General features: G+C 59.7%; 20 protein-coding genes. 8 read left to right on the plus strand and 12 right to left on the minus strand.

Features of this window, described 5'->3' with window-relative positions:
* Nucleotides 1-49: 49 nt before the first annotated feature.
* From HBN54_RS00525 to HBN54_RS00545, 5 genes are all read right to left on the minus strand, one after another.
* Nucleotides 50-1840, minus strand: a complete 1791-nt coding sequence (locus tag HBN54_RS00525; protein WP_168671196.1) for an acyl-CoA dehydrogenase family protein — start codon at nucleotides 1838-1840, stop codon at nucleotides 50-52.
* Between the two features lie 261 nt (nucleotides 1841-2101).
* Nucleotides 2102-3289, minus strand: a complete 1188-nt coding sequence (locus tag HBN54_RS00530) for an acetyl-CoA C-acyltransferase (protein WP_168671197.1) — start codon at nucleotides 3287-3289, stop codon at nucleotides 2102-2104.
* A 196-nt stretch (nucleotides 3290-3485) separates the two neighbouring features.
* Complete coding sequence (locus HBN54_RS00535; RefSeq protein ID WP_168671198.1) at nucleotides 3486-5894, minus strand: 3-hydroxyacyl-CoA dehydrogenase/enoyl-CoA hydratase family protein; 2409 nt, start codon at nucleotides 5892-5894, stop codon at nucleotides 3486-3488.
* Between the two features lie 120 nt (nucleotides 5895-6014).
* Nucleotides 6015-6500 carry a MarR family winged helix-turn-helix transcriptional regulator gene (locus tag HBN54_RS00540; RefSeq protein ID WP_168671199.1) on the minus strand — a complete coding sequence of 162 codons (486 nt, stop codon included), beginning with the start codon at nucleotides 6498-6500 and terminating at the stop codon, nucleotides 6015-6017.
* 201 nt (nucleotides 6501-6701) lie between these two features.
* Nucleotides 6702-8480 carry an AMP-dependent synthetase/ligase gene (locus HBN54_RS00545; RefSeq protein ID WP_168671200.1) on the minus strand — a complete coding sequence of 593 codons (1779 nt, stop codon included), beginning with the start codon at nucleotides 8478-8480 and terminating at the stop codon, nucleotides 6702-6704.
* 197 nt (nucleotides 8481-8677) lie between these two features.
* Here HBN54_RS00545 and HBN54_RS00550 point away from each other — a divergent pair, with 197 nt between their 5' ends.
* The 4 genes from HBN54_RS00550 (at nucleotide 8678) to HBN54_RS00565 (ending at nucleotide 11771) form a co-directional block, all read left to right on the plus strand.
* Entirely contained in the window at nucleotides 8678-9835 is a 1158-nt protein-coding gene (locus tag HBN54_RS00550; RefSeq protein ID WP_168671201.1) for a formimidoylglutamase, read from the plus strand.
* A gap of 110 nt (nucleotides 9836-9945) precedes the next feature.
* Nucleotides 9946-10203 carry a cytochrome b5 domain-containing protein gene (locus tag HBN54_RS00555; RefSeq protein ID WP_168671202.1) on the plus strand — a complete coding sequence of 86 codons (258 nt, stop codon included), beginning with the start codon at nucleotides 9946-9948 and terminating at the stop codon, nucleotides 10201-10203.
* Nucleotides 10204-10255: 52 nt separating this feature from the next.
* Entirely contained in the window at nucleotides 10256-11080 is an 825-nt protein-coding gene (murQ, locus tag HBN54_RS00560; protein WP_262888244.1) for an N-acetylmuramic acid 6-phosphate etherase, read from the plus strand.
* Nucleotides 11081-11186: 106 nt separating this feature from the next.
* Nucleotides 11187-11771, plus strand: coding sequence for a hypothetical protein (locus HBN54_RS00565; RefSeq protein WP_168671204.1), 585 nt, complete (start codon nucleotides 11187-11189; stop codon nucleotides 11769-11771).
* Nucleotides 11772-11843: 72 nt separating this feature from the next.
* Here the strand turns inward: HBN54_RS00565 and HBN54_RS00570 are convergent, their stop codons facing one another.
* The 3 genes from HBN54_RS00570 to era all read right to left on the minus strand — a co-directional run bounded on the left by HBN54_RS00570 (nucleotide 11844) and on the right by era (nucleotide 14642).
* Entirely contained in the window at nucleotides 11844-12074 is a 231-nt protein-coding gene (locus tag HBN54_RS00570) for a hypothetical protein (protein WP_168671205.1), read from the minus strand.
* Between the two features lie 157 nt (nucleotides 12075-12231).
* Nucleotides 12232-13560 (minus strand): ribosome biogenesis GTPase Der, encoded by a 1329-nt coding sequence (gene der / locus HBN54_RS00575; protein WP_168671206.1) that lies wholly within the window; start codon nucleotides 13558-13560, stop codon nucleotides 12232-12234.
* A gap of 185 nt (nucleotides 13561-13745) precedes the next feature.
* A complete protein-coding gene (gene era, locus HBN54_RS00580) occupies nucleotides 13746-14642 on the minus strand; it encodes a GTPase Era (RefSeq protein ID WP_168671207.1) in 897 nt (298 codons plus the stop codon).
* A 341-nt stretch (nucleotides 14643-14983) separates the two neighbouring features.
* Between era and HBN54_RS00585 the strand changes: the two genes are divergently transcribed.
* Nucleotides 14984-15670 (plus strand): hypothetical protein, encoded by a 687-nt coding sequence (locus HBN54_RS00585; RefSeq protein WP_168671208.1) that lies wholly within the window; start codon nucleotides 14984-14986, stop codon nucleotides 15668-15670.
* On the opposite strand, the gene HBN54_RS00590 is transcribed toward HBN54_RS00585, so the two are convergent.
* On the minus strand, nucleotides 15627-16646 hold the full coding sequence (locus tag HBN54_RS00590; protein ID WP_168671209.1) for an AraC family transcriptional regulator: 1020 nt from the start codon (nucleotides 16644-16646) through the stop codon (nucleotides 15627-15629). The genes HBN54_RS00585 and HBN54_RS00590 overlap by 44 nt on opposite strands.
* Before the next feature lie 118 nt (nucleotides 16647-16764).
* On the opposite strand from HBN54_RS00590, the gene hemH reads away from it, so the two are divergent.
* Nucleotides 16765-17808, plus strand: coding sequence for a ferrochelatase (hemH, locus tag HBN54_RS00595; protein ID WP_168671210.1), 1044 nt, complete (start codon nucleotides 16765-16767; stop codon nucleotides 17806-17808).
* A 103-nt stretch (nucleotides 17809-17911) separates the two neighbouring features.
* Here the strand turns inward: hemH and HBN54_RS00600 are convergent, their stop codons facing one another.
* Together HBN54_RS00600 and HBN54_RS00605 are read right to left on the minus strand one after the other, a co-directional pair.
* On the minus strand, nucleotides 17912-18364 hold the full coding sequence (locus HBN54_RS00600) for a PRC-barrel domain-containing protein (protein WP_168671211.1): 453 nt from the start codon (nucleotides 18362-18364) through the stop codon (nucleotides 17912-17914).
* A gap of 89 nt (nucleotides 18365-18453) precedes the next feature.
* On the minus strand, nucleotides 18454-19146 hold the full coding sequence (locus tag HBN54_RS00605; RefSeq protein ID WP_168671212.1) for a hypothetical protein: 693 nt from the start codon (nucleotides 19144-19146) through the stop codon (nucleotides 18454-18456).
* A 116-nt stretch (nucleotides 19147-19262) separates the two neighbouring features.
* Between HBN54_RS00605 and HBN54_RS00610 the strand changes: the two genes are divergently transcribed.
* Complete coding sequence (locus tag HBN54_RS00610; RefSeq protein ID WP_168671213.1) at nucleotides 19263-20309, plus strand: DUF2157 domain-containing protein; 1047 nt, start codon at nucleotides 19263-19265, stop codon at nucleotides 20307-20309.
* Entirely contained in the window at nucleotides 20306-21502 is a 1197-nt protein-coding gene (locus HBN54_RS00615; RefSeq protein WP_168671214.1) for a hypothetical protein, read from the plus strand. The genes HBN54_RS00610 and HBN54_RS00615 overlap by 4 nt, the downstream gene beginning before the upstream one ends.
* Before the next feature lie 76 nt (nucleotides 21503-21578).
* Here the strand turns inward: HBN54_RS00615 and HBN54_RS00620 are convergent, their stop codons facing one another.
* Complete coding sequence (locus HBN54_RS00620) at nucleotides 21579-22748, minus strand: cysteine desulfurase family protein (protein WP_168671215.1); 1170 nt, start codon at nucleotides 22746-22748, stop codon at nucleotides 21579-21581.
* Between the last annotated feature and the right edge of the window lie 67 nt (nucleotides 22749-22815).

A 22815-nucleotide genomic window follows, 5' to 3' on the forward strand; every position in this document is an offset into this window, starting at 1 on the left:
CCTTTTGCGTTATCCACAAAATCCGTTAAAATCCGAGCAAATCCGTGGTCTAGACGGCGTACTCGTTGGCCGTAATCAGCTTGGCGGCAATGCGGCGGCGTGACTCCTTCACGTTGATGAGCTCCGTTTTGGTGAAGCGCTTGAGGCCCATGAGCAGCAGGCGCTGCTCGTCGCCCTCGGCCATGCTGCCGATGGCATCCTTGGCGGCCTTCTCCACAATGTCCACGGCATCGGCCAGGTACACGCGGGCGATGTCGGCTTCCACCGACAGGGCTTCTTCGCCTTTGGCAGCGGCCTCCTTCTCCACGCGGAGCAGGGTGCTCTCGGCGATGTACACCTTGATGGCCATATCGGCGATGTTCATCAGCAGCTCCTGCTCTTTGGCGAGGGTGGCAGTGAACTTCTGCACGGCCGAGCCGGCTACCATCAGGATGGCCTTTTTCAGGTTGGCGATGGTCTTCATTTCCTTGCTGAACAGGCCGGTTTCCTCGTCCTGGCTCATGCTCGGGATGCTCAGCAGCTCCTGCTGCACGGCCTGGGCGGGGCCCATCAGGTCAATTTCGCCTTTCAGGCCCTTCTTCAGAATCATATCAACGGCCAGCAGGCGGTTGATTTCGTTGGTGCCTTCGAAAATGCGGTTGATGCGCGAGTCCCGGTAGGCGCGGTCCATGGGGTAGTCGGCCGAGAAGCCGTAGCCACCATAAATCTGCACACCTTCATCCACCACGTAATCAAGCACTTCCGAACCTTCTACTTTCAGAATGGCGCACTCCACGGCAAATTCGCGGGCCGCGCCCAACAGGGCCTCGTTGGTGCCTTTGCCTTCGGCCAGCAGTTGCTGCTCCATGCGGTAGATGTCGGCACCGGCGCGGTAAATAGCCGATTCCACGGCGTAGAGGCGGATGGCCTGCTGCGCCAGCTTGTAGCGAATCGCGCCGAACTTCGAAATCGGCATTTTGAACTGCACCCGCTCGTTGGCGTATTTCACGCTCTGGGTAGCGGCTCCTTTGGCGGCACCCAGGCAGGCGGCAGCCAGCTTGATGCGGCCGATGTTCAGCACGTTGAAGGCGATGAGGTGGCCTTTGCCAATCTCACCCAGCACGTTCTCCTTGGGCACCTGCGCATCAGACAGGAACACCTGACGGGTGCTGCTGCCTTTGATGCCCATCTTGTGCTCCTCGTTGCCGAGGCTCAGGCCGGGCGTGTCTTTGTCTACGATGAAGCCGGTGAACTTGTCGCCGTCAATCTGGGCAAATACGATGAACACATCGGCGAAGCCGGCGTTCGTAATCCACATTTTCTGGCCGTTCAGCACGTAGTGCGTGCCTTCGGCATTGAGAACAGCTTTGGTTTTAGCACCCAGGGCATCGGAACCGGAGCCGGGCTCGGTGAGGCAGTAGGCACCCATCAGGCTGCCATCGGTGAGGCCGGGCAGGTATTTGGCCTTCTGCTCATCGTTGCCGAAGTACAGGATGGGCAGCATGGCGATGCCCGTGTGCGCCGCAAACGCCACCGGGAACGAGTGGCCGCCGCCCACACCCTCCGTCACGCGCAGGGCCGTAGTGAAGTCCATGTCCAGCCCGCCGAACTGCTCCGGAATGCTCACGCCGAACAGCCCAAGCTCGCCTGCCTTCTGCATCAGGCCGCGCATGAGGCCCTCTTCGTGGTTGTCGAGGCGCTCCAGTAGCGGGGTTACCTCGGCAGCTACAAAGTCGATGCAGGTCTGGTGCATCATGACCTGCTCTTCGGTAAAGTCAGCCGGGGTGAAGACGCTCTGGGCATCGGTCGGCTTGATGATGAATTCGCCGCCCTTCAGGCTGGCTTGCTGCGTGGTTTCCATGACGTTTGGGGTGGGTGTAGAGTTGAAAAGTGTTAGGCGTGCCTACTAGTTGAAGAAACAACGAGGCCAGCGGTTTGGTGTTGCAAGATACAAAAAATATGTTAGGCGTGCCTACTACTTTGCAAAAAGAAAACCCCGGCTGAGCGGGGTTTTCTTTTTATTCGGCCTCTGTCATGCTGAGCCTGCGAAGCATCCTATCACGTTCCAACGAGTCGTTCGGCGGTGACAAGATGCTTCGCAGGCTCAGCATGACAGGTGGCATTACTTCAGCAACTCGTAGATGCCGGCGACGCCCTGGCCGCCGCCCACGCAGGCCGTGACCATGCCGTACTTCTTGCCGCGCTCACGCAGCTCATCGAAGAGCTGGATGCTGAGTTTGGCGCCGGAGCAGCCCAGCGGGTGGCCCAGGGCAATAGCGCCGCCGTTCACGTTCAGCTTCTCGGGGTCGATGCCCAGCTCGCGCACCACGGCCAGCGACTGCGAGGCGAAGGCTTCGTTCAGCTCAAACAGGTCGATGTCTTCGAGTTTTAAGCCAGCTTGCTTGAGGACTTTCGGCACGGCTTTGATGGGGCCCATGCCCATGATGCGCGGGTCCACGCCTTCGGTGGCGTAGTTCACCATGCGGGCGATGGGCTCCAGGTTCAGCTCCTTCACCATGCGCTCCGACATCACGAGCACGAAGGCCGCGCCGTCGGAGGTCTGGGACGAGTTGCCGGCCGTTACGGTGCCGTTGGCGGCGAACACGGGGCGCAGGCGGGCCAGGGCTTCCACCGAGGTATCGGCGCGGGGGCCTTCGTCGGTATCCACCACGTAGGAGCGGCTTTTCTTCTTGCCGGTGGCGGCGTCCACGTAGGTTTCCTCTACCGTGACGGGCACGATGCTCTTGGCAAACTTGCCGGCCTGAATGGCCTTGATAGCCTTCTGGTGCGAGTTGTAGGAGAATTCGTCCTGGTCCTGGCGGGTGATTTTGTAGTCGTTGGCCACGGCTTCGGCCGTCAGGCCCATGCCCATGTAGTAGTCGGGATGAGTCATCGCCAACTTGTAGTTGGGCACGGTTTTCCAGCCCACGGTGGGCACCATGCTCATGCTCTCGGTGCCGCCCGCGATGATGCAGTCGGCCATGCCGGCCGTGATTTTGCCCACCGCCATGGCGATAGTTTCGACGCCAGAGCCGCAGTAGCGGTTCACGATGAGGCCGGGCACGTTGATGGGCAGGGCCAGCAGCGAAATCAGGCGGCCCATTTGCAGGCCCTGCTCGGCCTCGGGTACGGCATTGCCGACAATAACGTCGTCGATGCGCGTGGGGTCGAGGGCGGGCACTTCGGCCACGAGGTGCTTGATGACGGCGGCAGCGAGGTCGTCGGGCCGGGTGAAGCGGAAACCGCCGCGGGGGGCTTTGCCCACGGCCGTGCGGTAGCCGGCTACGATATATGCGGTGTTGTTCGACATGTTGTTCTGGCGTTAACCTCACCCCCTAGCCCCCTCTCCCGTGGAGAGGGGGAACTAGTTTCTAGTTCTAGTTAACTAACTTTTAAAAAGTTAAAGACTAAATTTTGATGCTCACCCAAAAGTTTAAGACTAGAATTAGAAACTAGTCCCCCCTCTCCGCGGGAGAGGGGGCTAGGGGGTGAGGTGACTCGTGAGGTTAATTCCGCAGCGGCTTGCCGGTCGTGAGAATCGACTGAATCCGCTCCAGCGTCTTGCGCTCGCCGCAGAGGCTCAGAAACGCCTCGCGCTCCAAATCCAGCAGGTACTGCTCGCTCACTTCCGTGGGCGACGACAAATCGCCGCCGCACATCACGTAAGCCAGCTTATCGGCAATGAGCTGGTCGTGGGTCGAGATATAGTTGCCTTGCTGCATGGCGTACACGCCGGTTTTGAACATGGCCAGCGCGCCCTTGCCGTGTACCTTGATGTTGGTTTTCTGTAGCGGCTGGGTGTAGCCGGCATCGGCCATATCGATGGCGGCGGCTTTGGCCTGGGCGATTACGCGGTTGCTGTTCAGAACCACTTCGTCGCCCCGGCGCAGGTAGCCCAGGTCGAAGGCTTCGGCGGCGGAGGTCGAAACCTTGGCCGTGCTGATGGTCATGTAGGTGTTGCGCAGCAGGTTGAATTCGGGCTCGCCATCTTCGTACTTGAGGGCGGTGCGCAGGGTCATTTCCTTGGTGCCGCCGCCGCCGGGAATCAGGCCCACGCCGAATTCCACGAGGCCGATGTAGGATTCGGCGGCCGCTACCACCCGGTCGCAGTGCAGGTTCAGCTCGCAGCCGCCGCCCAGCGTGAGGCCGTGCGGGGTGCCCACCACCGGGATGCTGCTGTAGCGCATCCGCATCATGGCCTGCTGGAACTGCTGAATCATCATGTTCAGCTCGTCGAAATCCTGGTCGAGGGCCTGCATATACACGAGGCCCAGGTTGGCGCCGGCCGAGAAATTCGGCGCGTCGTTGCCCACCACGAGGCCGCGGTAGCCGGCTTCGGCCATCTCTACACCCTTCAGCAGGCCCTGGATGACGTCGGTGCCTAGCGCGTTCATCTTCGAGTGGAACTCCACGTTCAGAATGCCGTCGCCGAGGTCGATAACTGAGGCGCCCGAGTTTTTCCACAGCACCTTGCCGCTGGCGCGTAGGTTGTCGAGAATAATGAAATTCTCTACACCTGGCACCGACTGGTAGCTTTTCGAGGCGATGTCGTAGAACTGGCGCACGCCAGCTTCGGTCACCTTATAAAATGTAGTATTACCGGCGGCCAGCATTTCCTCAACCCACGGGGCGGGGGTGCGGCCAGCAGCCTTGGCCAAATCCAGGCCGGCCTGCACGCCCAGCGCGTCCCATGTTTCAAACGGGCCCATTTCCCAGCCGAAACCGGCACGTAGCGCGTCGTCCAGCTTGAACAGCCCGTCGGAAATCTCGGGAATGCGGTTGCTCACATAAGAGAAGAGGCTGCCGAAGCTCAGGCGGTAGAATTCGCCCGCCTTGTCCTTGCCCGCCACCAGCACCTTGAAGCGGTCGGCCAGCTTCTCGATGGTTTTGGTCATTTCCAGGGTGGCGAACTTCACCTTCTGGCTCGGCTTGTACTCCATCGTGCTCAAGTCGAGCGCGTGGATTTCCGACTTGCCGCCTTCGCCCTTCACTTTTTTGTAGAAGCCCTGGCCGGTTTTGTCGCCCAGCCACTTACTCTCGCCCATTTTCTTCACGAAATCAGGCAGCACGAATACGTCCTTGGCCTCGTCGTTCGGCAGGCCCTGGGCCAGGCCGTTGGCCACGTTGATGGTCGTATCGAGGCCCACCACATCGGAAGTGCGCAGCGTGGCCGACTTCGCATGGCCAATCACCGGGCCGGTCAGCTTGTCGGTTTCTTCCACGGTCAGGCCCAGCTTCTGCATGGTCTGCATGGCGTCGAGCAGGGCGAAAACGCCCACGCGGTTGGCGATGAAGCCGGGCGTGTCCTTGGCCAACACCACCGTTTTGCCCAGGTACAAATCGCCATAGTGCTGCAGGAAATCCAGCACCTCCGGCTTGGTGTCCGGCGTCGGGATGATTTCCAGCAGCTTCAAATAGCGCGGCGGGTTGAAAAAGTGCGTGCCGGCGAAGTGCTGCTTGAAATCCTCGGAGCGGCCCTCGGCCAACAGGTGAATCGGGATGCCGCTGGTGTTGCTGGTGATGAGCGTGCCGGGCTTGCGGAACTGCTCCACCTTCTCATAAAGGCCTTTTTTGATATCAAGACGCTCGATTACGACTTCAATCGTCCAGTCGCAGCCGGCAATTTCCTTGAGGTTGTCATCAAAGTTGCCGGTTTTGATGCGGCTGGCATCAGCCTTGCGGTAGAGCGGCGAGGGATTGGCAACGATTGCGGCCTGCAACGCGGCATTCACAATGCGGTTGCGCACGGCCGCGGCCTCCAGCTTCAGGCCCTTTTTCTCCTCGTCGGGCGTCAGCTCTTTGGGCGCGATGTCGAGCAGCAGCACCTGCACGCCGATGTTGGCGAAGTGGCAGGCAATGCGCGAGCCCATAACGCCGGAGCCGAGCACGGCAACTTTCTTGATGGTTCGATTCATAGTGTTTTGACTGTCATTCTGAGCGCAGCGAAGAATCTTGTCACGTCCGCACTGCTGTGATTACTAGCGCCGACGAAAGCAGCCGTGATAAGATGCTTCCTTCGTCGGCATGACAACGGTTTAGCTATACGAGGTGGGCGTTTCGGCCCGCAGTGCTTTCAGCGTAAAGTCTTCAAAAAGGGTTTTACCCTCAATCATACCCGTAATCTGAGCTGCTACTTTGAAGAACACATCCAGCTGGCTCTGCGAGATTTTTTCCCGGATTTTCAGGTTAAAGTGCCGCACCGTCTGGCGCGAAACCTCTTTTTTCTCCAGCCCCAGCTCCGTCAGGAAAATGCGGACCGAGCGTTTGTCCACGGAGTCAGCCTGCTTATAAATAAGGCCTTTTTCCTCCATGCTCCGCAGAATGCGGGTCAGGCTGCGGGTTTCGAGGCCCAGCAGCGGCGCGATTTTGGTGGCGGGTGTGCCACGCTCCTGGTCGATGTTCAGCAGCACGAAGCCGATGCTCGTGGTGATATCATTCTGGGCAGCCTGGGTATTGTACATGCGCGAAATCGCGTGCCAAGCCACTTTAATGTTGTAATCGACGGTTTCTTCGGCTTTCATGGGCGGGCTGATAGTGCGGTAAACTTACGAAAAATTTGTTAGGCTTGCATACTATATCCCGATGTGATAAAAAAAGAACGTCACGCTGAACGGCTTGCCGCTTCTCCCCCGTTGCAGGAAATCCGGTTGAATGGATATCTGCCCGGCAGAGGTGCTTCGCTGCGTTCAGCATGACGTTCTTCGGACCTGCCTGCCCCTGCCCTACCGCTCCCCGGCCGAGTTATACAGGCCTTCGATGATGTCCTTATTGTTCTCCGTGATAACCTTGCGCTTCACCTTCATGGTAGGGGTCATTTCGCCACTTTCCACGGTCCAGAGCTCGGGCAGCAGGGCAATTTTTTTCACCTGCTCCCACTGGGCAAAGCTCTGGTTGTATTTCTTCACCAGCCCCTCGTAGAGGTCCACAATTTTTGGGTTTTTCACCAGCTCCTCGTTCGAGGCATCGGGCACGCCGTTGCGCTTGCACCAGCCCTTGAGGTCGGAGAAGGACGGAATGACGAGCGCCGACGCGAATTTCTGGTCGGCTCCCACCACCATGGCCTGCTCGATGAGCGGGTCTTCCTTGAACTTGCCTTCGAGCACCTGCGGAGCAATATACTTACCACCCGAAGTCTTGAACATCTCCTTCTTGCGGTCGGTGATTTTCAAGAACTTGCCATTCACCAGCTCGCCAATGTCGCCGGTGTGGAACCAGCCCTCGCTGTCGAACACCTCGGCCGTAAGGTCGGGCTTGTTATAGTAGCCCTTCATCACGGAGGCCGATTTGGTGAGGATTTCGCCATCGGCCGCAATTTTCACCTCCATGTTGTCGATGAGCGGCCCCACCGTGCCAATCATGTTATTCTCGGGCTCGAAGCCGCCCACGGCGATTACGGGCGACGTCTCGGTGAGGCCGTAGCCCTCCATCACCCGGATGCCAGCCGCCCAGAACACGCGGGCCAGGCGCGGCTGCAAGGCCCCGCCGCCACTCACGATGCAGCGCAGGTTGCCGCCCAGCGCCTCGCGCCATTTATTGAAAATGAGCTTATTGGCCAAAGCCAACTGCGTATTATAGAGGAAGCCCTGGTCTTTCTGGGTATCGTACTTCAGGCCCAGCTCCAGGGCCCAGAAGAAGAGGCTCTTCTTCACGCCTTCCAGTTCATGGCCCTTTTGCACGATTTTATCATACACCTTTTCGAGCAGGCGCGGCACGGTGGTGAAAATATCAGGCTTCACTTCGCGCAGGTTGTCGGCGATGACGTCCATGCTTTCGGCGTAGTAAATACTCACCCCGTTTATCATGTACAGATAGGTGACCATGCGCTCGAAAATGTGGCAGAGCGGCAGGAAACTCAGCGCTTTATCGTCCTTCGTGACGGGCACGAAGCGTTGCGAGTTACGGCAGTTGCTCAGGATGTTATCGTGCGTGAGCATCACACCCTTGGGCTTGCCGGTGGTGCCGCTGGTGTAGATGAGCGTGAGGAGGTCGTCGGGCTCGACGGCGGCTTTCAGCGGCTCCAAGGCAGCGACGTTGCCTTTTTTGCCGATTTCCAGCAATTCGCCGAAGTGACGCGCACCGCTGATTTTATCGAAGGTGAAGACGTTTTCAGCGGGAATGTCGAGGCCCTCGGTGGCTTCTTTCACCTTGTCGAACAGCTTCTGGTCGGCCACGAACACGGCCCGCACGCCGGCATCGGTGAAGATGTACTTGTAGTCCTCAACGGTGATGCTCGGGTACATGGGCACGCTGGTGGCACCGATTTGCGAGATACCGAAATCAGCCAGCATCCACTCCGGGCGGTTCATGCTGATGATGGCTACTTTGTCGCCGCGCTTGAGGCCGAGCGATACGAGGCCGAGCGAAACCAGGTTGGCCTGGTCCTGAATTTGCTGGCTGCTGATGGGCACCCAGTTTCCGTCGATTTTAGAGGCCAGCGCATCGGATTTGGGCGACTCGGCAATTTGGTGGGCTAGGATATCAAAGGCGCGACGAACGTCCATGTGTGGGGCGGATAAAGCGTATTGCGTGAAATTCAGCTTAAATAAAGCGCTTTTTTCGGGGCTGCGTCCCCCCGCACCACGCACTTCTGCAGCGCTGCGGCTGGGAGTTAAAACCAAATGAGCCGCAAAAACGCTCAAAAAGCCCCAAAATCCGGCTTTTTTCGGTGTAATTTTGAGCCCTAGCATTCCCGCTCCCAATGAATCTGGCCCTGTTTTTTGACCCGCTGCCGGAAACGCTGACCGAGGCCGCGCCAGCGCCTACCACGCTGGCCGCCTACGCCACCCGCTTCACCGAAACCTTCCCCGACTGGCGCACCGCCGATCTGGCCATCATCGGGCTGGACGAATGGCGCGGCAGTGCGGCCGGCCCGCCCAGTCCCCGCCGCCACGGCCCCAACGAAGTGCGCCAGCGCTTCTACCAGCTGCAAAAAGGCACGGGCATGCTGCGCCTCGTCGACCTCGGCAACCTGCGGCCCGGCCTCACGCTGGAGGATACTTACCAGCGCCTGCGCGAAATTATCGGGGCGCTGCTCGAAGAAAACACGGTACCCATCCTGCTCGGCGGCAGCCACGATTTGGACTACGGCCAGTTTCTGGCCTACGAAGCGCAGGACCGCACCATTAACGTAACGATAGTGGACTCGCGGCCCGACATGGCCGAGCCCGGCCCCGGCACCCCGGCCGAAGAAAGCCACCTGCGCCGCCTGCTGGTGCACGAGCCCAACATCGTATTCAGCCTGGCCCACCTCGGCCACCAGCAATACCTCACGCCGCCCGAGGTGATGGTGGCCCTCGAAAAGCTGCATTTCGATACCATGAGCGTGGGCGAGGTGCGCGCCGACCGCCGCCTGGCCGAGCCGCTGGTGCGCCAGGCCGATTTTATGAGCGTGGACATTGCCGCCATTCGCTGGCAGGACTCGCCGGGCTACTACCCGGCCAACCCCTTCGGCCTGGGCAATGAGGAAGCCACGCAATTGTGCTGGTATGCCGGCCACAACGAGCAGCTCAGCTCCTTCGGCCTCTACGGCTACCGCGCCGACGTAGACGCCAACGGCCTGGCCGCCGCCACCATCGCCAGCATGCTCTGGTATTTCGTGGAGGGGTTCTACCACCGCCGGCCCGAAACCGGCTTCGGCACGTTCCGCTTCCTCACCTACACCGTGGTGCTGCCCGGCAACCCCGACAAGCTGGTGTTCTACAAATCGCGCCGCGCCGAAAAGTGGTGGATGGAAGTGGAACGCCTCGGCGATAATGCCACCAAGCGCGTAGTGCCCTGCACGTATGAGGACTACCTGAACGCCTCGCAGGGCGACCTGCCCCAGCGCTGGATTCGGCTGCAGGCGCTGCTGAGCTAGTAACTTGTCATGCAGCAGAACGTCATGCTGAGCGCAGCCGAAGCATCTCTACCTCGTAAGCAACCAACGCTAATTCAACGAAGCGGTAGAGATACTTCGACAAGCTCAGCATGACCGTTCAAGAAAAACAAATTGACTTGCCCACCTACACCAAAAACCAACTCGCCCTGCGCAATGGCCAGGACCGCGACGAAATCTGGGTGGCTTACCAAGGCCGGATTTATGACGTGAGCCGCTCGCGCCTCTGGCGGCGCGGCAACCACTACGAGCACTGGGCCGGCCAGGACCTCACTGCCGAACTGGACAAAGACGCGCCGCATACAGCCAACGTATTCGACAATTTCCCCGTTGTGGGACAACTGCAGTAGAACAGGCTTTAGCTTGTTCGTCACCTGAACCGATTCCTTATTTCTGAACAAGCTGAAGCATGTTCTACAAGCTATGATGACCACCGAAGCGCCCTCCGAATTCAATCACCTCGAAACCCTGCCCACCGCCGAGCTGCTGGCCGGCATGAACCAGCTCGACCAAACCGTGCCCCAAACCGTAGCCAAAGCCTTACCGCAGATTGAGCAACTGGTAGAAGCTACCGTGGCCCGGTTGCGCGAGGGCGGCCGGCTGTTCTACATTGGGGCGGGCACCAGCGGGCGGTTGGGCGTGGTAGATGCCTCCGAATGCCCGCCCACGTTTGGCGTGCCGGCCGAGATGGTGGTGGGCATCATGGCGGGCGGCGATGGCGCCATTCGGGTGGCCGTGGAAGGCGCGGAGGATGACGCCGAACAGGCCTGGAAAGACCTGCAGGCCCACAACATCGGCCCCAAAGATGTGCTGGTGGGCATTGCGGCCTCGGGTCGCACGCCCTACGTTATTGGTGGGCTGCAGCGGGCGCGGGCGGCGGGCCTGGCCACGGGTTGCGTGGTGTGCAACGCCGGCTCGGCGGTAGCGGCGGCGGCCCAGTTTCCGGTGGAAGTAGTGACGGGGCCGGAATTCATTACCGGCAGCACGCGCCTCAAGGCCGGCTCGGCCCAGAAAATGGCGCTCAATATGCTCACCACGGCCACGTTCATCCGCCTGGGCTACGTGCGGGGCAACAAGATGGTGGATATGAAGCTCTCCAACGTGAAGCTGGTGGACCGGGGCGAGCGCATGCTGATGGACGAGCTCGGCATTGTACAGGCCAAGGCGGCAGCCCTCCTGAAACAGCACGGCAGCGTGCGCGCGGCGCTGGAAGCTATCCAGCCATAGCACATGCTTCAGCTTGTGCCTCACAGCCTTACTTTTTCATCCGAACGATTCGGGATTTCTGGCGTTTCTAGGGGGGCACAAGCTAACGTATGTGCTCCATCGCCCTATGCATACCATCGAGCCGCACTACAACTGGATTGAGCAATACTCGGCGTCTGAAGACCCTCGCTCGCCACTTTTCGAGGCCGAGAACAGTCTGGAGACCTATACCAACACGATTTACGGCTACTACATTCATCCGCAGTGGGACAGCTTGGGGTCCGACACCCTGTTCTTCAAAATCCTTTTTGCCGATTATGACGATGGCATTGCCGTGCTCGAATTTATCGGCGAGTGGAACGATGCTATCGAAAACGACATCATGGAGCTCAAGCGGAATATCATCGATATTCTGGTGCATGAGGGCATCCGCAAGTTCATTCTCATCGGCGAGAACGTGTTCAACTTCCACGGTTCCGACGATGATTATTACGAGGAATGGTATGAGGATGTGGAAGATGGCTGGATTGCGGGCATCAACTTCCAGGAGCATGTGCTGCGCGAAATGAAGCAGTACAACGTGGACAACTACATCAACTTCGGCGGGCAACTCGACGACCTGCCTTGGCGCACCTACGAGCCGCGCCGCCTGTTTGAAGTAGTGGATAACCTGCTGAGCAGGCGGCTGGGCCTGCCCGAAACGGAGCTGTAGTTTTGCGAAACTAAGGCACAAAAAAGGGCCTCTCCTTGCGGAGAGGCCCTTTCAGTTGCAGTTAAGCGACAATTACTTGGTAGCCGGAGCATCCATTTTGTCAGCGTTGTCCTGGATGGCTTCGCCTTTGGCATCAGCCGAGTCACGCACCATGTCAGCCTTGTCTTCCATAGCGTCAGCTTTGGCTTCGCCAGCGTCTTTCACGTTTTCGCCAACCTGCTCCTGAGCATCTTCTTTCTTGCTGTCGCACGAAGTGAAGGTGAACGAACCGAGGGCCAGGGCGAGGAACAATACTTTTTTCATCTTGGGGTTTGTTTTAAAATGTGGTTGATTTTCAAGCAACTTCCGAAGCACCAGCCAAAGCTTAGCTTCAAATTCGGGGCTTTATACCTCCTCTCAAAGAAGGTAACCCACTGTCGAAAAAAAATTGTGAAGAATTTATGAGGACATTCCTGTCTCTTTATTTCTTGCGGAACAGGATGCCGATGGGCACGCCCGTGAAATCGAAATGCTCGCGCATCCGGTTTTCGAGGTAGCGCACGTAGTTGGTCTGCACGTACTGCGGCAGGTTGGCGAAGAAAGCAAATACGGGGTTGTGCGTGGGCAGCTGCGTCACGTACTTGATGCGAATCATCTTGCCTTTGAGCGCGGGCGGGCCGTACTTCTCAATCTCCTTCAACATCACGTCGTTCAGTTGCGAGGTCGGAATTTTGCGGCGCTTGTTGCCGTACACTTCGATAGCCGTTTCGATGGCCTTGTGCACGCGCTGCTTGTTCAGCACCGAGATAAACACCACGGGGATGTAGGCAATGGGCGCAATCTTTTCAAGGATTTTTGCCTCGAACTCCTTAGAAGTGTTGGTTTCCTTGTTCTCCACAAGGTCCCACTTGTTCACCAGAATCACGATGCCCTTGCGGTTTTTATCAGCCAGGGTGATGATGTTCACGTCCTGGGCTTCGATGCCCCGGCTGGCGTCGAGCATCACGATGCAGACGTCGCACTCTTCCAAAGCGCGCAGGCTGCGCATGTTGGCGTAGAATTCCACGTCCTCGCTCACCTTGGCCTTGCGGCGCAAACCAGCCGTATCGACCAGAATAAACTCCTTGCCAAAGGCGTTGTAGCGAGCCGAAATAGAGTCGCGGGTGGTACCCGCAATTTCGGTTACGATGCTGCGGTCTTCGCCGAGCAGCAGGTTCACGAGGCTGGATTTGCCCACGTTGGGGCGGCCCACCACGGCAATGCGCGGGATTTCCGACTCCGGCTCTTCCTCGCCGGGCTCGTCGAAGTTGGCCACCACGGCATCCAGCAATTCGCCGGTGCCGTGGCCGTTGGCGCTGCTGATGGCATAGATTTCGCCGTCGCCCAGGCCCAGCGAGTAGAACTCGCCCACGCCGTTGGCGCGCAGGTTGGTATCGGCCTTGTTGGCCACCATGTAGATGGGCTTTTTGCTTATGTAGCGGCGCAGCACGTGCGCAAACTCCTCATCGAGGCCGTGCACGCCGGCTTCGGCATCCACCATAAACAGGATAACGTCGGCCTCTTCGATGGCCAGTTTCACCTGCTTGTTGATTTCGCCTTCGAAAATATCTTCCGAATTGTGCACGTAGCCACCCGTGTCAATCACGGTGAAGTTCTTACCAATCCAGTCGCCGTAGCCGTAGTGACGGTCGCGGGTCACGCCGCTCTCGTTGTCCATAATAGCCTTGCGCTGACCTACAAGGCGGTTAAATAGCGTGGATTTGCCCACGTTGGGCCGCCCTACAATGGCGACCGTGTTTTGCTTTGACATGATATGTGGCCCCAGCCGCCGACCCGACCTAGATTCGGCAGTGCCCGGGGTGTGTTAGTTATAGATGGTCGGATTTTTCATTTAACAATTAACATTTATCATTTAACACCCTGACAGCCTTCACAAGGCGCAGTAATGCGCCGATGGAACGACTGTTAAATGTTAATTGATAAATGTTAAATGACTTACTGATAGCCAAACCGGCTCAGCGCTTTCGCGTCGGTGCGCCAGTTCTCGTTCACTTTTACATACATTTCCAGGAAGACTTTCTTCTGAAAGAATTTCTCCATTTCCTCGCGGGCCCAGGTGCCTACTTTCTTCAGCGCCACGCCGCCCTGGCCGATGACGATGCCTTTCTGGGAGTTGCGCTCGACGTAGATAATGCCACGAATGCGAATGATATCTTGCTCTTCTTTAAACTCTTCGATAACAACTTCGCAGCTGTAAGGAATCTCCTTTTTATAAAGCTTAAAGATTTTTTCGCGCACCATTTCGGCGGCAAAAAAACGCTCCGGCTTGTCGGTTAGCTCATCCTTGGGGTAGTAGGGCGGGTGCACGGGCAGGCGCTCCATCACCAGCTGCAGCACGCCGTCGGTGCCGAAGTGGTTGAGGGCAGAAATAGGCAGCACTTCGGCGGCGTTGGGCAGCTGCTCTTTCCAGTAGGCCAGCTTGGATTCCACTTCCTCCTGGTTGGCCTGGTCAATTTTGTTGACGAGCAGGATGATGGGCGTGTCCGTCATTTTGCGCAGACGCTCCACTACGGGCTCTTCGTCGTGCTTCTCGTAGATATCGGTTACGAAGAGCACCACGTCGGCGTCTTCGAGCGACGAGTACACGAACGACATCATGGCATTGTGCAGCTCGTATTTGGGCTGGATGATGCCGGGCGTGTCGGAATAAATCAGCTGAAAATCATCGCCGTTGAGGATGCCCAGGATGCGGTGGCGCGTGGTCTGGGCCTTGCTCGTGACGATGCTGAGCCGCTCGCCCACCAGCGCATTCATGAGCGTGGACTTGCCCACATTGGGCTTGCCAATGATGCTCACAAAGCCGGCGCGATGGGGTTTAGTTTCGGGGTTCACGATGGATGGGTTTGATAATCAGGGCCGCAAAGGTACGGCTTTTCAAAGCTTTTAGCTAATAGCCATTGGCTTTTAGCTTTTGGAGGCGTCGCTAGCCCGTCATGCCGAGCGGGGCGAAGCATCTCGTGTGCTGCTACTAATTATCTTTCTGGCGCTTGGATTACGGCCGCACGCAAGAGGTCTTGGCGACGCTCGGCATGACGGGCTGCCTAGTGGTTCTGACGGCGCAGAATTTCGCTTTTGGTCAATTCGAATTACGGAAAACGTCAGCGAGGGCGCTGGGGTGGGACCGGACCTTTGTCCTGTTCTCTAACCAACTCACCTTTTAACCCACAACTCTTATGTTTCTCGGACATTTCGGCGTCGCTTTTGGTGCCAAGACGCAACCGCCTTCCGTATCGCTGGGCACCTTGTTTCTGGCCGCGCAACTGGCAGATTTGGTATGGCCCACCCTGCTTCTGTTAGGCGTGGAGCGCGTGGATATAGTGTCTCACGCCACGGCGGCTAATGCGCTGGAATTCGTACATTACCCCTTCACACATAGCCTCTTGACTGAAGTAGTGGGCGGTCTGTTGCTGGGCCTGGTTTACTGGCTGGTGCGGCGCAATGCGCAGGGTGCGCTGCTGGTAGGCCTACTGGTGCCCAGCCACTGGCTGCTCGACTTGGTGGTGCATCAACCTGATTTACCATTGTTTCCAGGCCATTCGCCCTTATTTGGCCTTGGACTCTGGAACCATCTGGCCGTTACGCAGGTGGTGGAATTTGCGCTGCTTGGCCTAGGGCTATGGATGTACATGCGGCGCACCCGTGCCCGCAACGGCGTGGGGCGCTACGGCCTGCTGGGGTTGGTAGCCTTTCTGGTGGTGTCGCATCTGGCCAGCATTTTCAGCCCGCCGCCGGCTTCGATGGACTTCATTGGCTGGGGTGGGCAGCTGCTTTGGCTGCCGGTGCTGCTAGCCTATTGGGTAGACCGCAACCGGGAGGCTAGCGGCGAAACGCGCCCGGCGTTTGCCCCGTCCATTTCTTAAAGGAGCGTACGAATACGCTGGGCTCGGAGTAGCCGAGTAGAAAGGCTACGTCGGTGATGCTAAGGTGGGCCTCGCGCAGGTGGCGTTGGGCGAGGTCGTTCCGGACTGCATCGAGCAGCTGCTGGTAGGTGTGGCCGGCTTCCTTGAGCTTGAGCTGGAGCGTGCGAACACCTAGGCACAGCTGGACAGCCACAGTGGTGAGGGTAGGCAATTCGCCTTTCAGCTGCCGCACTATTTCGCCCCGCACCCGTTCGGCCAGGGTGGCTGGCTGGCTGGTGGGCAACTGGGCTAATAAGGCAGTAGCGTGTTGCTCGAAGATGGGAAAAAGCGCCGGGTTGGCGTGCAGGATGGGCCGGGCCAGCGTGGCCGCATCGAACGCCACCTGCGTACAGGGCGCTTCAAATTCCAGGTTCTTCGTGCCGAAAGCCAGTTCGTGCTCCCGCGTATCAGCAGGACGCGGGTAGGCCAAGCGCACGGCCAGCGGGGCCACGGGCGACCCTGTGAGCGTAGCGAAGGCCGCGAGGTAGATTGACAGCTCCGAGTTCAATACGTACTGCGGATGCACGATAGCGGCACTGGTCAACTCCAGATTCAGCCAGATGGAATCGGGCCATTCGGGCGCGGACGTCTGGAAAGTGCGGACGCCCTGGCAGGCCACGTCTTGGTAGCGGCACAGCTGGGCAATGGCCGCGCCGAGCGTAGGAGTGTGCATCAGCACGTATGCCAAGGTGCCAGCGGCGGTAAAATTAATGGCGCGCCCTATATGAAGGTCAAAATAAGGGTCGTGGGTGGCCGCTACTACCAGCGGCCACAGGCGCTGGATAGTAGCAATGGGCACGCGGGCATCGGGGCTGGCTGTCGTGGCGGGGTCGAAGTCGATTTCCTGGCAAAGGGCAGACGCATCGGCACCGTGCTGGCCAGCTACCCAGAGCAGCATATTCAACGACGAGGCAGCGAGGGTATCAGGCGGAGTCATGCTACGGAAGAATCTGGCTGCTAATTACGGACCAGGAGCCGAACTATGCCGCTACTCGGCGGTTAGGCCTGTAGTGTGGACTCGCAGAATCCCCGCTACACACCCGACCTTTGCCCCAATGAATTCCACTACTTCGCCCAACGCCCGCATCGGCGTGCTGCTCGTCAACCTCGGTACGCCTGACTCGCCCAACACGCCCGACGTGCGCCGCTACCTCAACGAATTCCTGACCGACGGCCGCGTGGTGGACATGCCGGCTGCTATTCGCTACCCACTGTTTCAGGGCTTGGTGGTGCCGCTGCGGGCCCCTAAATCGGCCAAGATTTACAAGGAGCTGTGGACGGAGCGCGGCTCGCCCCTGCTCTTCCACGGGCTCGATTTGCAGGAGAAAGTGCAGGCCGCCCTGGGCGAGCACTACGTAGTAGCCTTCGGCATGCGCTACCAGAAGCCCAGCGTGGAAAAGGCGCTGGAAGAGCTACGCGCGGCCAACGTGGAGCGCATCATCGTGCTGCCGCTGTTTCCGCAGTATGCGTCGGCCAGCACGGGCTCGGTGCAGGAGAAGGTGATGGACATCGTGAAAGACTGGTGGGTGGTGCCCAGCATCAGCTTCATCAGCCAGTTTGCTACCGACCCGGGCTTTATTGCCACCATCGTGGCGCGCGGCCGGGCCGAGATGGACAAGCAGCATTACGACCACGTGGTGTTCAGCTACCACGGCATTCCGGAGCGCCACGTGAAAAAGGGCGACCCCACCAACTACTGCCGCTTCGGCAGCTGCTGCGATACGCTCACACCCGCTAACCAATATTGCTACCGCGCTCAGTGCTTTGCCACCTCGCGCCTGGTGGCGGCCGGCCTGGGCCTCGCGCCCGAGCAGTACACGGTAGCCTTCCAAAGCCGCCTGCAAAGCCGCCTGCGCGACCCCTGGCTGCAGCCCTACACCGATGAGGCACTGAAGCCGATGCCCGCTAAGGGCATCAAGCATGTGCTGGCTTTCAGCCCCGCCTTCGTGGCCGACTGCCTCGAAACGACCATCGAGGTGGGCGAGGAGTTCAAGGAGCTGTTCGAGGAAGCCGGCGGCGTGCACTGGCAGCTGGTGCCCTCGCTGAACTCGGAGCCGCAGTGGGTGGAGGCCGTGGCCGATATGCTTCGGCGGAATTAGCGCAACAGCCCGGCGCACTATGGCCGGCATTTGTGCCAAGGCCCGGCATGCTCCACATTCGGAAGCATGCCGGGCCTTTTCTGTTATCACCTGTTTTACGCAGTTACGAAACCCGGCGGCGGTTATAGAAGCTGCCCGTATCGAACGAATCCTGCTCGTAGAAGCGCGAGTTGGCCGGGACAGCCTCTTTTCCCAGCGCCCGCAACATGGCCTCTTCGTACTCGCGGGTAATCTGCACCTCAACGTAGGGCGGGTAATTCAGGACCGACGCTTCATTGAGCGCGGGCACAAACACATTGTCGCCATCCTCATCCAGCGAAGCAGCCCCAATGGGCAGCAAAATGTGGTTTTCGTGTTCGTTGGTTTGGAAACGGGCATCCAGCGCTACGTCCAGGTAGCGCACTTTCATGGCTTCGGGCTCCACAATCAACTCGAACACCGTGCCCAGGGCCTGGCCATCGCTGCCCCGTACGGTCCAGCCGCGCACGTCGGGGTTGTCGTCGGCCACTTCAAAATCGGTGAGGTCGCGCAAGCGGCGCAGAACGGGCGTTTCCATAGCAAATACGTTTCTGGTTTGTTGTTGCTGGCTTCTGGTTGCGGGTTCACATCGCCGGCCGCAAAAACCGGCTGCGAGAAACCAGAAACCTAGCGCTGAGCGGGCTCGCTAAGTACGCGCACAGCGGCGGCAGCCTGGGTAAGGAACTGTTGGTTCTGCTGCTGCTCGGCAGGCGTGGCGCTGCGGCCGGATAGCTGGCCCGCGAGATTCATCAACGTATTGGCCTGTTTTTCAAGCTCGGGGTAGGCCTTTTGCTGCATGGCCCGGATAAGCCCGGCTGCCGCCACAAAACCGGGGCGCAGGCTGGTATTGGGCTCGCCGAGGCGGGCGGTGGCACTGGTCAGGTTGTCGCGCTGCTCGGTGGTGGTGGGGGTGCGCAGGTCGTCGCGGTCGGTGAGGGAGACCAGCACTCCGGTCAGTTTTTGCAGGCCGTTGCGGGCGTAGTCGGGCGCGGCCGGGTCGGAGGCGGCTTGCGTAGCCAGCGAGGCGGCGGTTTCGAAACTGCCGGCCGAGGTAGCGGCATCCTGGGTGGTGTCGCCCTGTGGGATACCATCAACGGCAGCGCGGCGCGTTGCGCGGTCCACGGCAGCGGCGGCAGCCAGCGTATCCGGAGCGGTTGCGGGGGCTGCCGCTTCCGGGATAGCAACCGGTGGCGCGGGCTCATCGGCCGGGTCGGGACGCAGGAAGAAATAAGCCGCTACCGCCACTACTACGGCCGCTAGCAGCACCAGCAGCCACGGGCTGGGCGCCGATTTTTTACGTTGAATATTGATGTCAGCCATATCGGGAGTTGGGAGAATGGCTTGAATTTACGAGGTGCGGCGAAAAACAGCCGATTTGCGCGGCCAATGGCGTACTTGCGGCCACGCCCACCACCCAGGGTCGGCGCCCTCGCCCAATGCCTTCACCACCACCATCGACCCGCTACCTGGCTGACTTACAGTCGCGGGGGCTGCTGCCGCCGGACCAGGCCACCCGCATTGCCGCCAGCGAGCGCACCCAGCCCTTTTCGCTGCACTACGAGCTGCGGGCGCTGCTTTACCTGGGCACTACGCTGCTGGCCGGCGGCCTGGGCGTGCTGGTGTACCAGCATATCAACACCATCGGGCACGGCGTTATCATCGCCGTCATTGCTACCCTCATGGCCGCGTGCTTCACCTACGCGGCGCGGCACCGCGCTCCCTTCATTTGGGGGGTGGCTCCCAAAACCTCGGTGGGGGCCGACTACCTGCTGCTACTCGGCTGCCTGCTGCTGGTGGTGCTGGAGGGTTACGTACAGTACCAATACCAGTTTTTCGGCAACCGCTATGGGCTGGCCACGGCGCTGCCGGCATTGGTTTTCGTGCCGCTAGCCTATTGGTTCGACCACCGGGGGGTGTTGGCCATGGGCCTTACCGCGCTGGCGTCGTGGGTGGGCCTCACGGTAGCGCCGCTGGCCGTGTTCACCGAAAACGCGTTCTGGAGCGACCACATTCGCGGGGCCGCCATCGGCCTAGGCGGGCTGCTGATGCTGACGGGTTTTTACTCGGAGTACCGGGAGCGCAAAGCGCATTTCGCTTTCACGTACCTGCTGCTGGGCAGCAACCTGGCGCTGGCCGCGCTGGCCACTTCACTGGTACGGGCGGCTTTTCACGAGCAGCCTTTGGTGGGCCTGGGCACGGTGGCACTCATGATGGGGCTGTGCGCGGGCCTGTACTGGTACGCCCGGCGCACGCAGTCGTATTGGTTTCTGGTGCTAGCGGCGGGCTACGCTTATTTCGCCGCCTGCTACCTACTAGTGCAGCTGGTGCTGCTGTTCCCCGATGACATTATCGTCCTGATGGCTTTCCTGCTATTCCCGCTGTCGGCCCTACTGGTCGTGTTGTTCTTCCTCAATGTGAAGAAAATCCTGCACGGCCCGGCGGCGCCTGTTGCTCCCCTCCCCCCTACTGCACCTCAGCCATGAACAGGCAAGCCTACAACCCCAACTGGGCATTCCATACTGCCCTACGCGCTCGGGCGGCACGCTGGCAGCGCCAGCAGCTGCTCGATGCGGCCCAGCTAAAGGCCATTGAAGCGGCCTATCCGCTGGAATATTACCGCCCGGCGTGGCCCCTGCGGGTGGGCCTTTTCCTGTTTGCAATATTGGGAATAAGCATGGCATCCGGCTTCATTTTTCTGATTGGCCACGAACTGCCAATCGCGAGCGGTATCATCAGCTGCGCGGCATGCTTTGCCATGCTGGAACTACTGATAAAAGACCGCCGCTTCTACCACTGCGGCGCCGACAATGCCTTGCTATACGTGGGCCTGGCTGCGGCTGGCAGCCTGATTCTCTACATTTTCGGCACCTATTTTTGGAGCGGTTACTACGCATCGTTTCGCGTCACCGATGGCCATTTGCTGGTTCCGCTCACCCTGATACTGGCGCTACTGGCTGCGGCGGTCCTCCGCTATGCCGATGCGCTGGTCACAGCCACCGCCTTTGCTGCTCTGCTGCTTTTGGTGAGCATTACGGCCCTGCAAATTCCGTGGGGGCAGGCCCTATTGCCTTTTCTTATAATGGTCACGGCGGCCGGCGGGCTATTCCTCTACCGCAGGCTGGCCCGGCGCGTGGCCGGCACGCCCTTGGCCGACTACTACGCCAGCTGCCTGCTCATGCTGAAGGTACTGGCCCTGGCCGTGTTTTACCTTGGCGGCAACTACCTGGTAGTGCGCGAAGGAAATGCCGAACTGCACAGCCTCAGCGTGTCTGAGCAAGTACCCTTTGCGCCGCTATTCTACCTGTTCACGGCGGGCATCCCGTTCCTATATATCACGCTGGGCCTGCGCCGGGCCGACCGCCCCCTGCTCCTGCTGGGGTTGCTGACACTGGCATTCTCAATCTTCACCCTGCGGCATTACCGCTCGCTGCTGCCGCCCGAGATAGCCGCCGTAGCGGCCGGCGCGCTGCTCACGGTGCTGGCCGGCGCATTGCTCCGCGCCCTGCGCCCTACCCGCTTCGGCCTGACCTCGCTGCCTGACGATGAGCCGCGCCACTTCAACCTCGAAAACCTGATTCAGGCCCAAACCGCCCACGCGCCAGACGCTCCCGCCACGGGTGGCTTCGAGTTCGGCGGTGGGCAATCGGGTGGTGGGGGGGCCACCGGACAGTTTTAAGAAAGGGTGATTTTTGAATGTTGAGGGTTGAATGGAATTTCCACTTAACCCTCAACATTCAAAACTCAACCCTTCTTTACACCGCCACCGGCCTGTACAGCTTGGCCAGCACGGCCACGGCATAGTCCACTTCCGCTTCAGTATTCATCTTGCTCATCGAAAAGCGGACGGTGGCACGGCCGGGGTCGCAGCCCAGGGCTTCGAGCACGTGCGAGCCCGCCTGGGCCCCACTGGTGCAGGCCGAGCCCCCCGAAGCCGCCACCTTGCTGATATCGAGGTTGAATAACAGCATTTCGCTGATGGCCGACGGCGGCAGGCTCACGCTTAGCACCGTGTAAAGGCTCTTGTCGGCGTGCTCCGACAGGCCGTTGAACTGCACATCCTCCACTTCGGCGCGGAGCTTCTCAATGAAGCGGGTCTTCAACGCCTGCACCTGCGCATGGTGGGCGGCCAGGTCGCGCACCGCAATTTCCAGCGCCTTGGCCAGGCCCACAATGCCGTACACATTCTCCGTACCCGAGCGCACGTTGCGCTCCTGCGAGCCGCCGTGAATGAGCGGGCTCACCCGCAAGCCGCTGCGGGTGTAGATGAACCCCACCCCCTTCGGTCCATGAAACTTGTGGGCCGAACCTACCAGAAAATGGTTTTTCAGCTGCTGCACGTCGTGCCGGTAGTGGCCCATCGTCTGCACCGTATCGGTATGAAACACGGCGTCGTAGCGGGCACAAATGTCGCCGATGGCCGCAATATCGTTCAGGTTGCCGATTTCATTGTTGGCGTGCATCAGGCTCACAAACGTGCGCGACTGCGCGGCCAGCAGCTCCTCCAGGTGGCCCAAATCCAGGGTTCCCTGCGCGTCGTGTTTCACGTAGTGCAGCTTAATCTCGCCGCTTTTGGCCAATTCCTGCAACGGGTGCAGCACGGCATGGTGCTCCATCGGTGAGGTAATGGCGTGCTTCAGCCCCAGCGTACGCACACTGCCAAAGGCGGCATAATTGTCGGCTTCGGTGCCGCCGCTCGTGAAAATGATTTCGGCCGGTGCAGCATTTAGTAAATGAGCCACCGTTTTGCGGGCGTTTTCAATGGCGGCGCGCACCTGCCGGCCCGGGCCGTGCAGGCTGCTTGGGTTACCGTAGTGCTGGCTCAGAAAGGGCAGCATGGCCTCCAGCACCTCGGGGTCGAGGGGCGTGGTGGCGGCGTTGTCGAAATAAACGAAGGCGGGCGCTGTGGGGGAAATTGTGCTCATAGGAATCGTTTCAGCAGAAAAAGGCAGAAGCCGGGTGTGGGTGCACCCGGCTTCTTTCAAGCTATAC

It is taken from the genome of Hymenobacter artigasi, assembly GCF_012275535.1.
Lineage (GTDB): Bacteria > Bacteroidota > Bacteroidia > Cytophagales > Hymenobacteraceae > Hymenobacter > Hymenobacter artigasi.

Excerpts from the sequence above, each read along its gene's own strand:
- HBN54_RS00525 (WP_168671196.1), bottom strand. The coding sequence starts at position 1,840 with ATGGAAACCACGCAGCAAGCCAGCCTGAAGGGCGGCGAATTCATCATC.
- HBN54_RS00530 (WP_168671197.1), bottom strand. The coding sequence starts at position 3,289 with ATGTCGAACAACACCGCATATATCGTAGCCGGCTACCGCACGGCCGTG.
- HBN54_RS00535 (WP_168671198.1), bottom strand. The coding sequence starts at position 5,894 with ATGAATCGAACCATCAAGAAAGTTGCCGTGCTCGGCTCCGGCGTTATG.
- HBN54_RS00540 (WP_168671199.1), bottom strand. The coding sequence starts at position 6,500 with ATGAAAGCCGAAGAAACCGTCGATTACAACATTAAAGTGGCTTGGCAC.
- HBN54_RS00545 (WP_168671200.1), bottom strand. The coding sequence starts at position 8,480 with ATGGACGTTCGTCGCGCCTTTGATATCCTAGCCCACCAAATTGCCGAG.
- HBN54_RS00550 (WP_168671201.1), top strand. The coding sequence starts at position 8,678 with ATGAATCTGGCCCTGTTTTTTGACCCGCTGCCGGAAACGCTGACCGAG.
- HBN54_RS00555 (WP_168671202.1), top strand. The coding sequence starts at position 9,946 with ATGACCGTTCAAGAAAAACAAATTGACTTGCCCACCTACACCAAAAAC.
- HBN54_RS00565 (WP_168671204.1), top strand. The coding sequence starts at position 11,187 with ATGCATACCATCGAGCCGCACTACAACTGGATTGAGCAATACTCGGCG.
- HBN54_RS00570 (WP_168671205.1), bottom strand. The coding sequence starts at position 12,074 with ATGAAAAAAGTATTGTTCCTCGCCCTGGCCCTCGGTTCGTTCACCTTC.
- der (WP_168671206.1), bottom strand. The coding sequence starts at position 13,560 with ATGTCAAAGCAAAACACGGTCGCCATTGTAGGGCGGCCCAACGTGGGC.
- HBN54_RS00585 (WP_168671208.1), top strand. The coding sequence starts at position 14,984 with ATGTTTCTCGGACATTTCGGCGTCGCTTTTGGTGCCAAGACGCAACCG.
- HBN54_RS00590 (WP_168671209.1), bottom strand. The coding sequence starts at position 16,646 with ATGACTCCGCCTGATACCCTCGCTGCCTCGTCGTTGAATATGCTGCTC.
- hemH (WP_168671210.1), top strand. The coding sequence starts at position 16,765 with ATGAATTCCACTACTTCGCCCAACGCCCGCATCGGCGTGCTGCTCGTC.
- HBN54_RS00600 (WP_168671211.1), bottom strand. The coding sequence starts at position 18,364 with ATGGAAACGCCCGTTCTGCGCCGCTTGCGCGACCTCACCGATTTTGAA.
- HBN54_RS00605 (WP_168671212.1), bottom strand. The coding sequence starts at position 19,146 with ATGGCTGACATCAATATTCAACGTAAAAAATCGGCGCCCAGCCCGTGG.
- HBN54_RS00610 (WP_168671213.1), top strand. The coding sequence starts at position 19,263 with ATGCCTTCACCACCACCATCGACCCGCTACCTGGCTGACTTACAGTCG.
- HBN54_RS00615 (WP_168671214.1), top strand. The coding sequence starts at position 20,306 with ATGAACAGGCAAGCCTACAACCCCAACTGGGCATTCCATACTGCCCTA.
- HBN54_RS00620 (WP_168671215.1), bottom strand. The coding sequence starts at position 22,748 with ATGAGCACAATTTCCCCCACAGCGCCCGCCTTCGTTTATTTCGACAAC.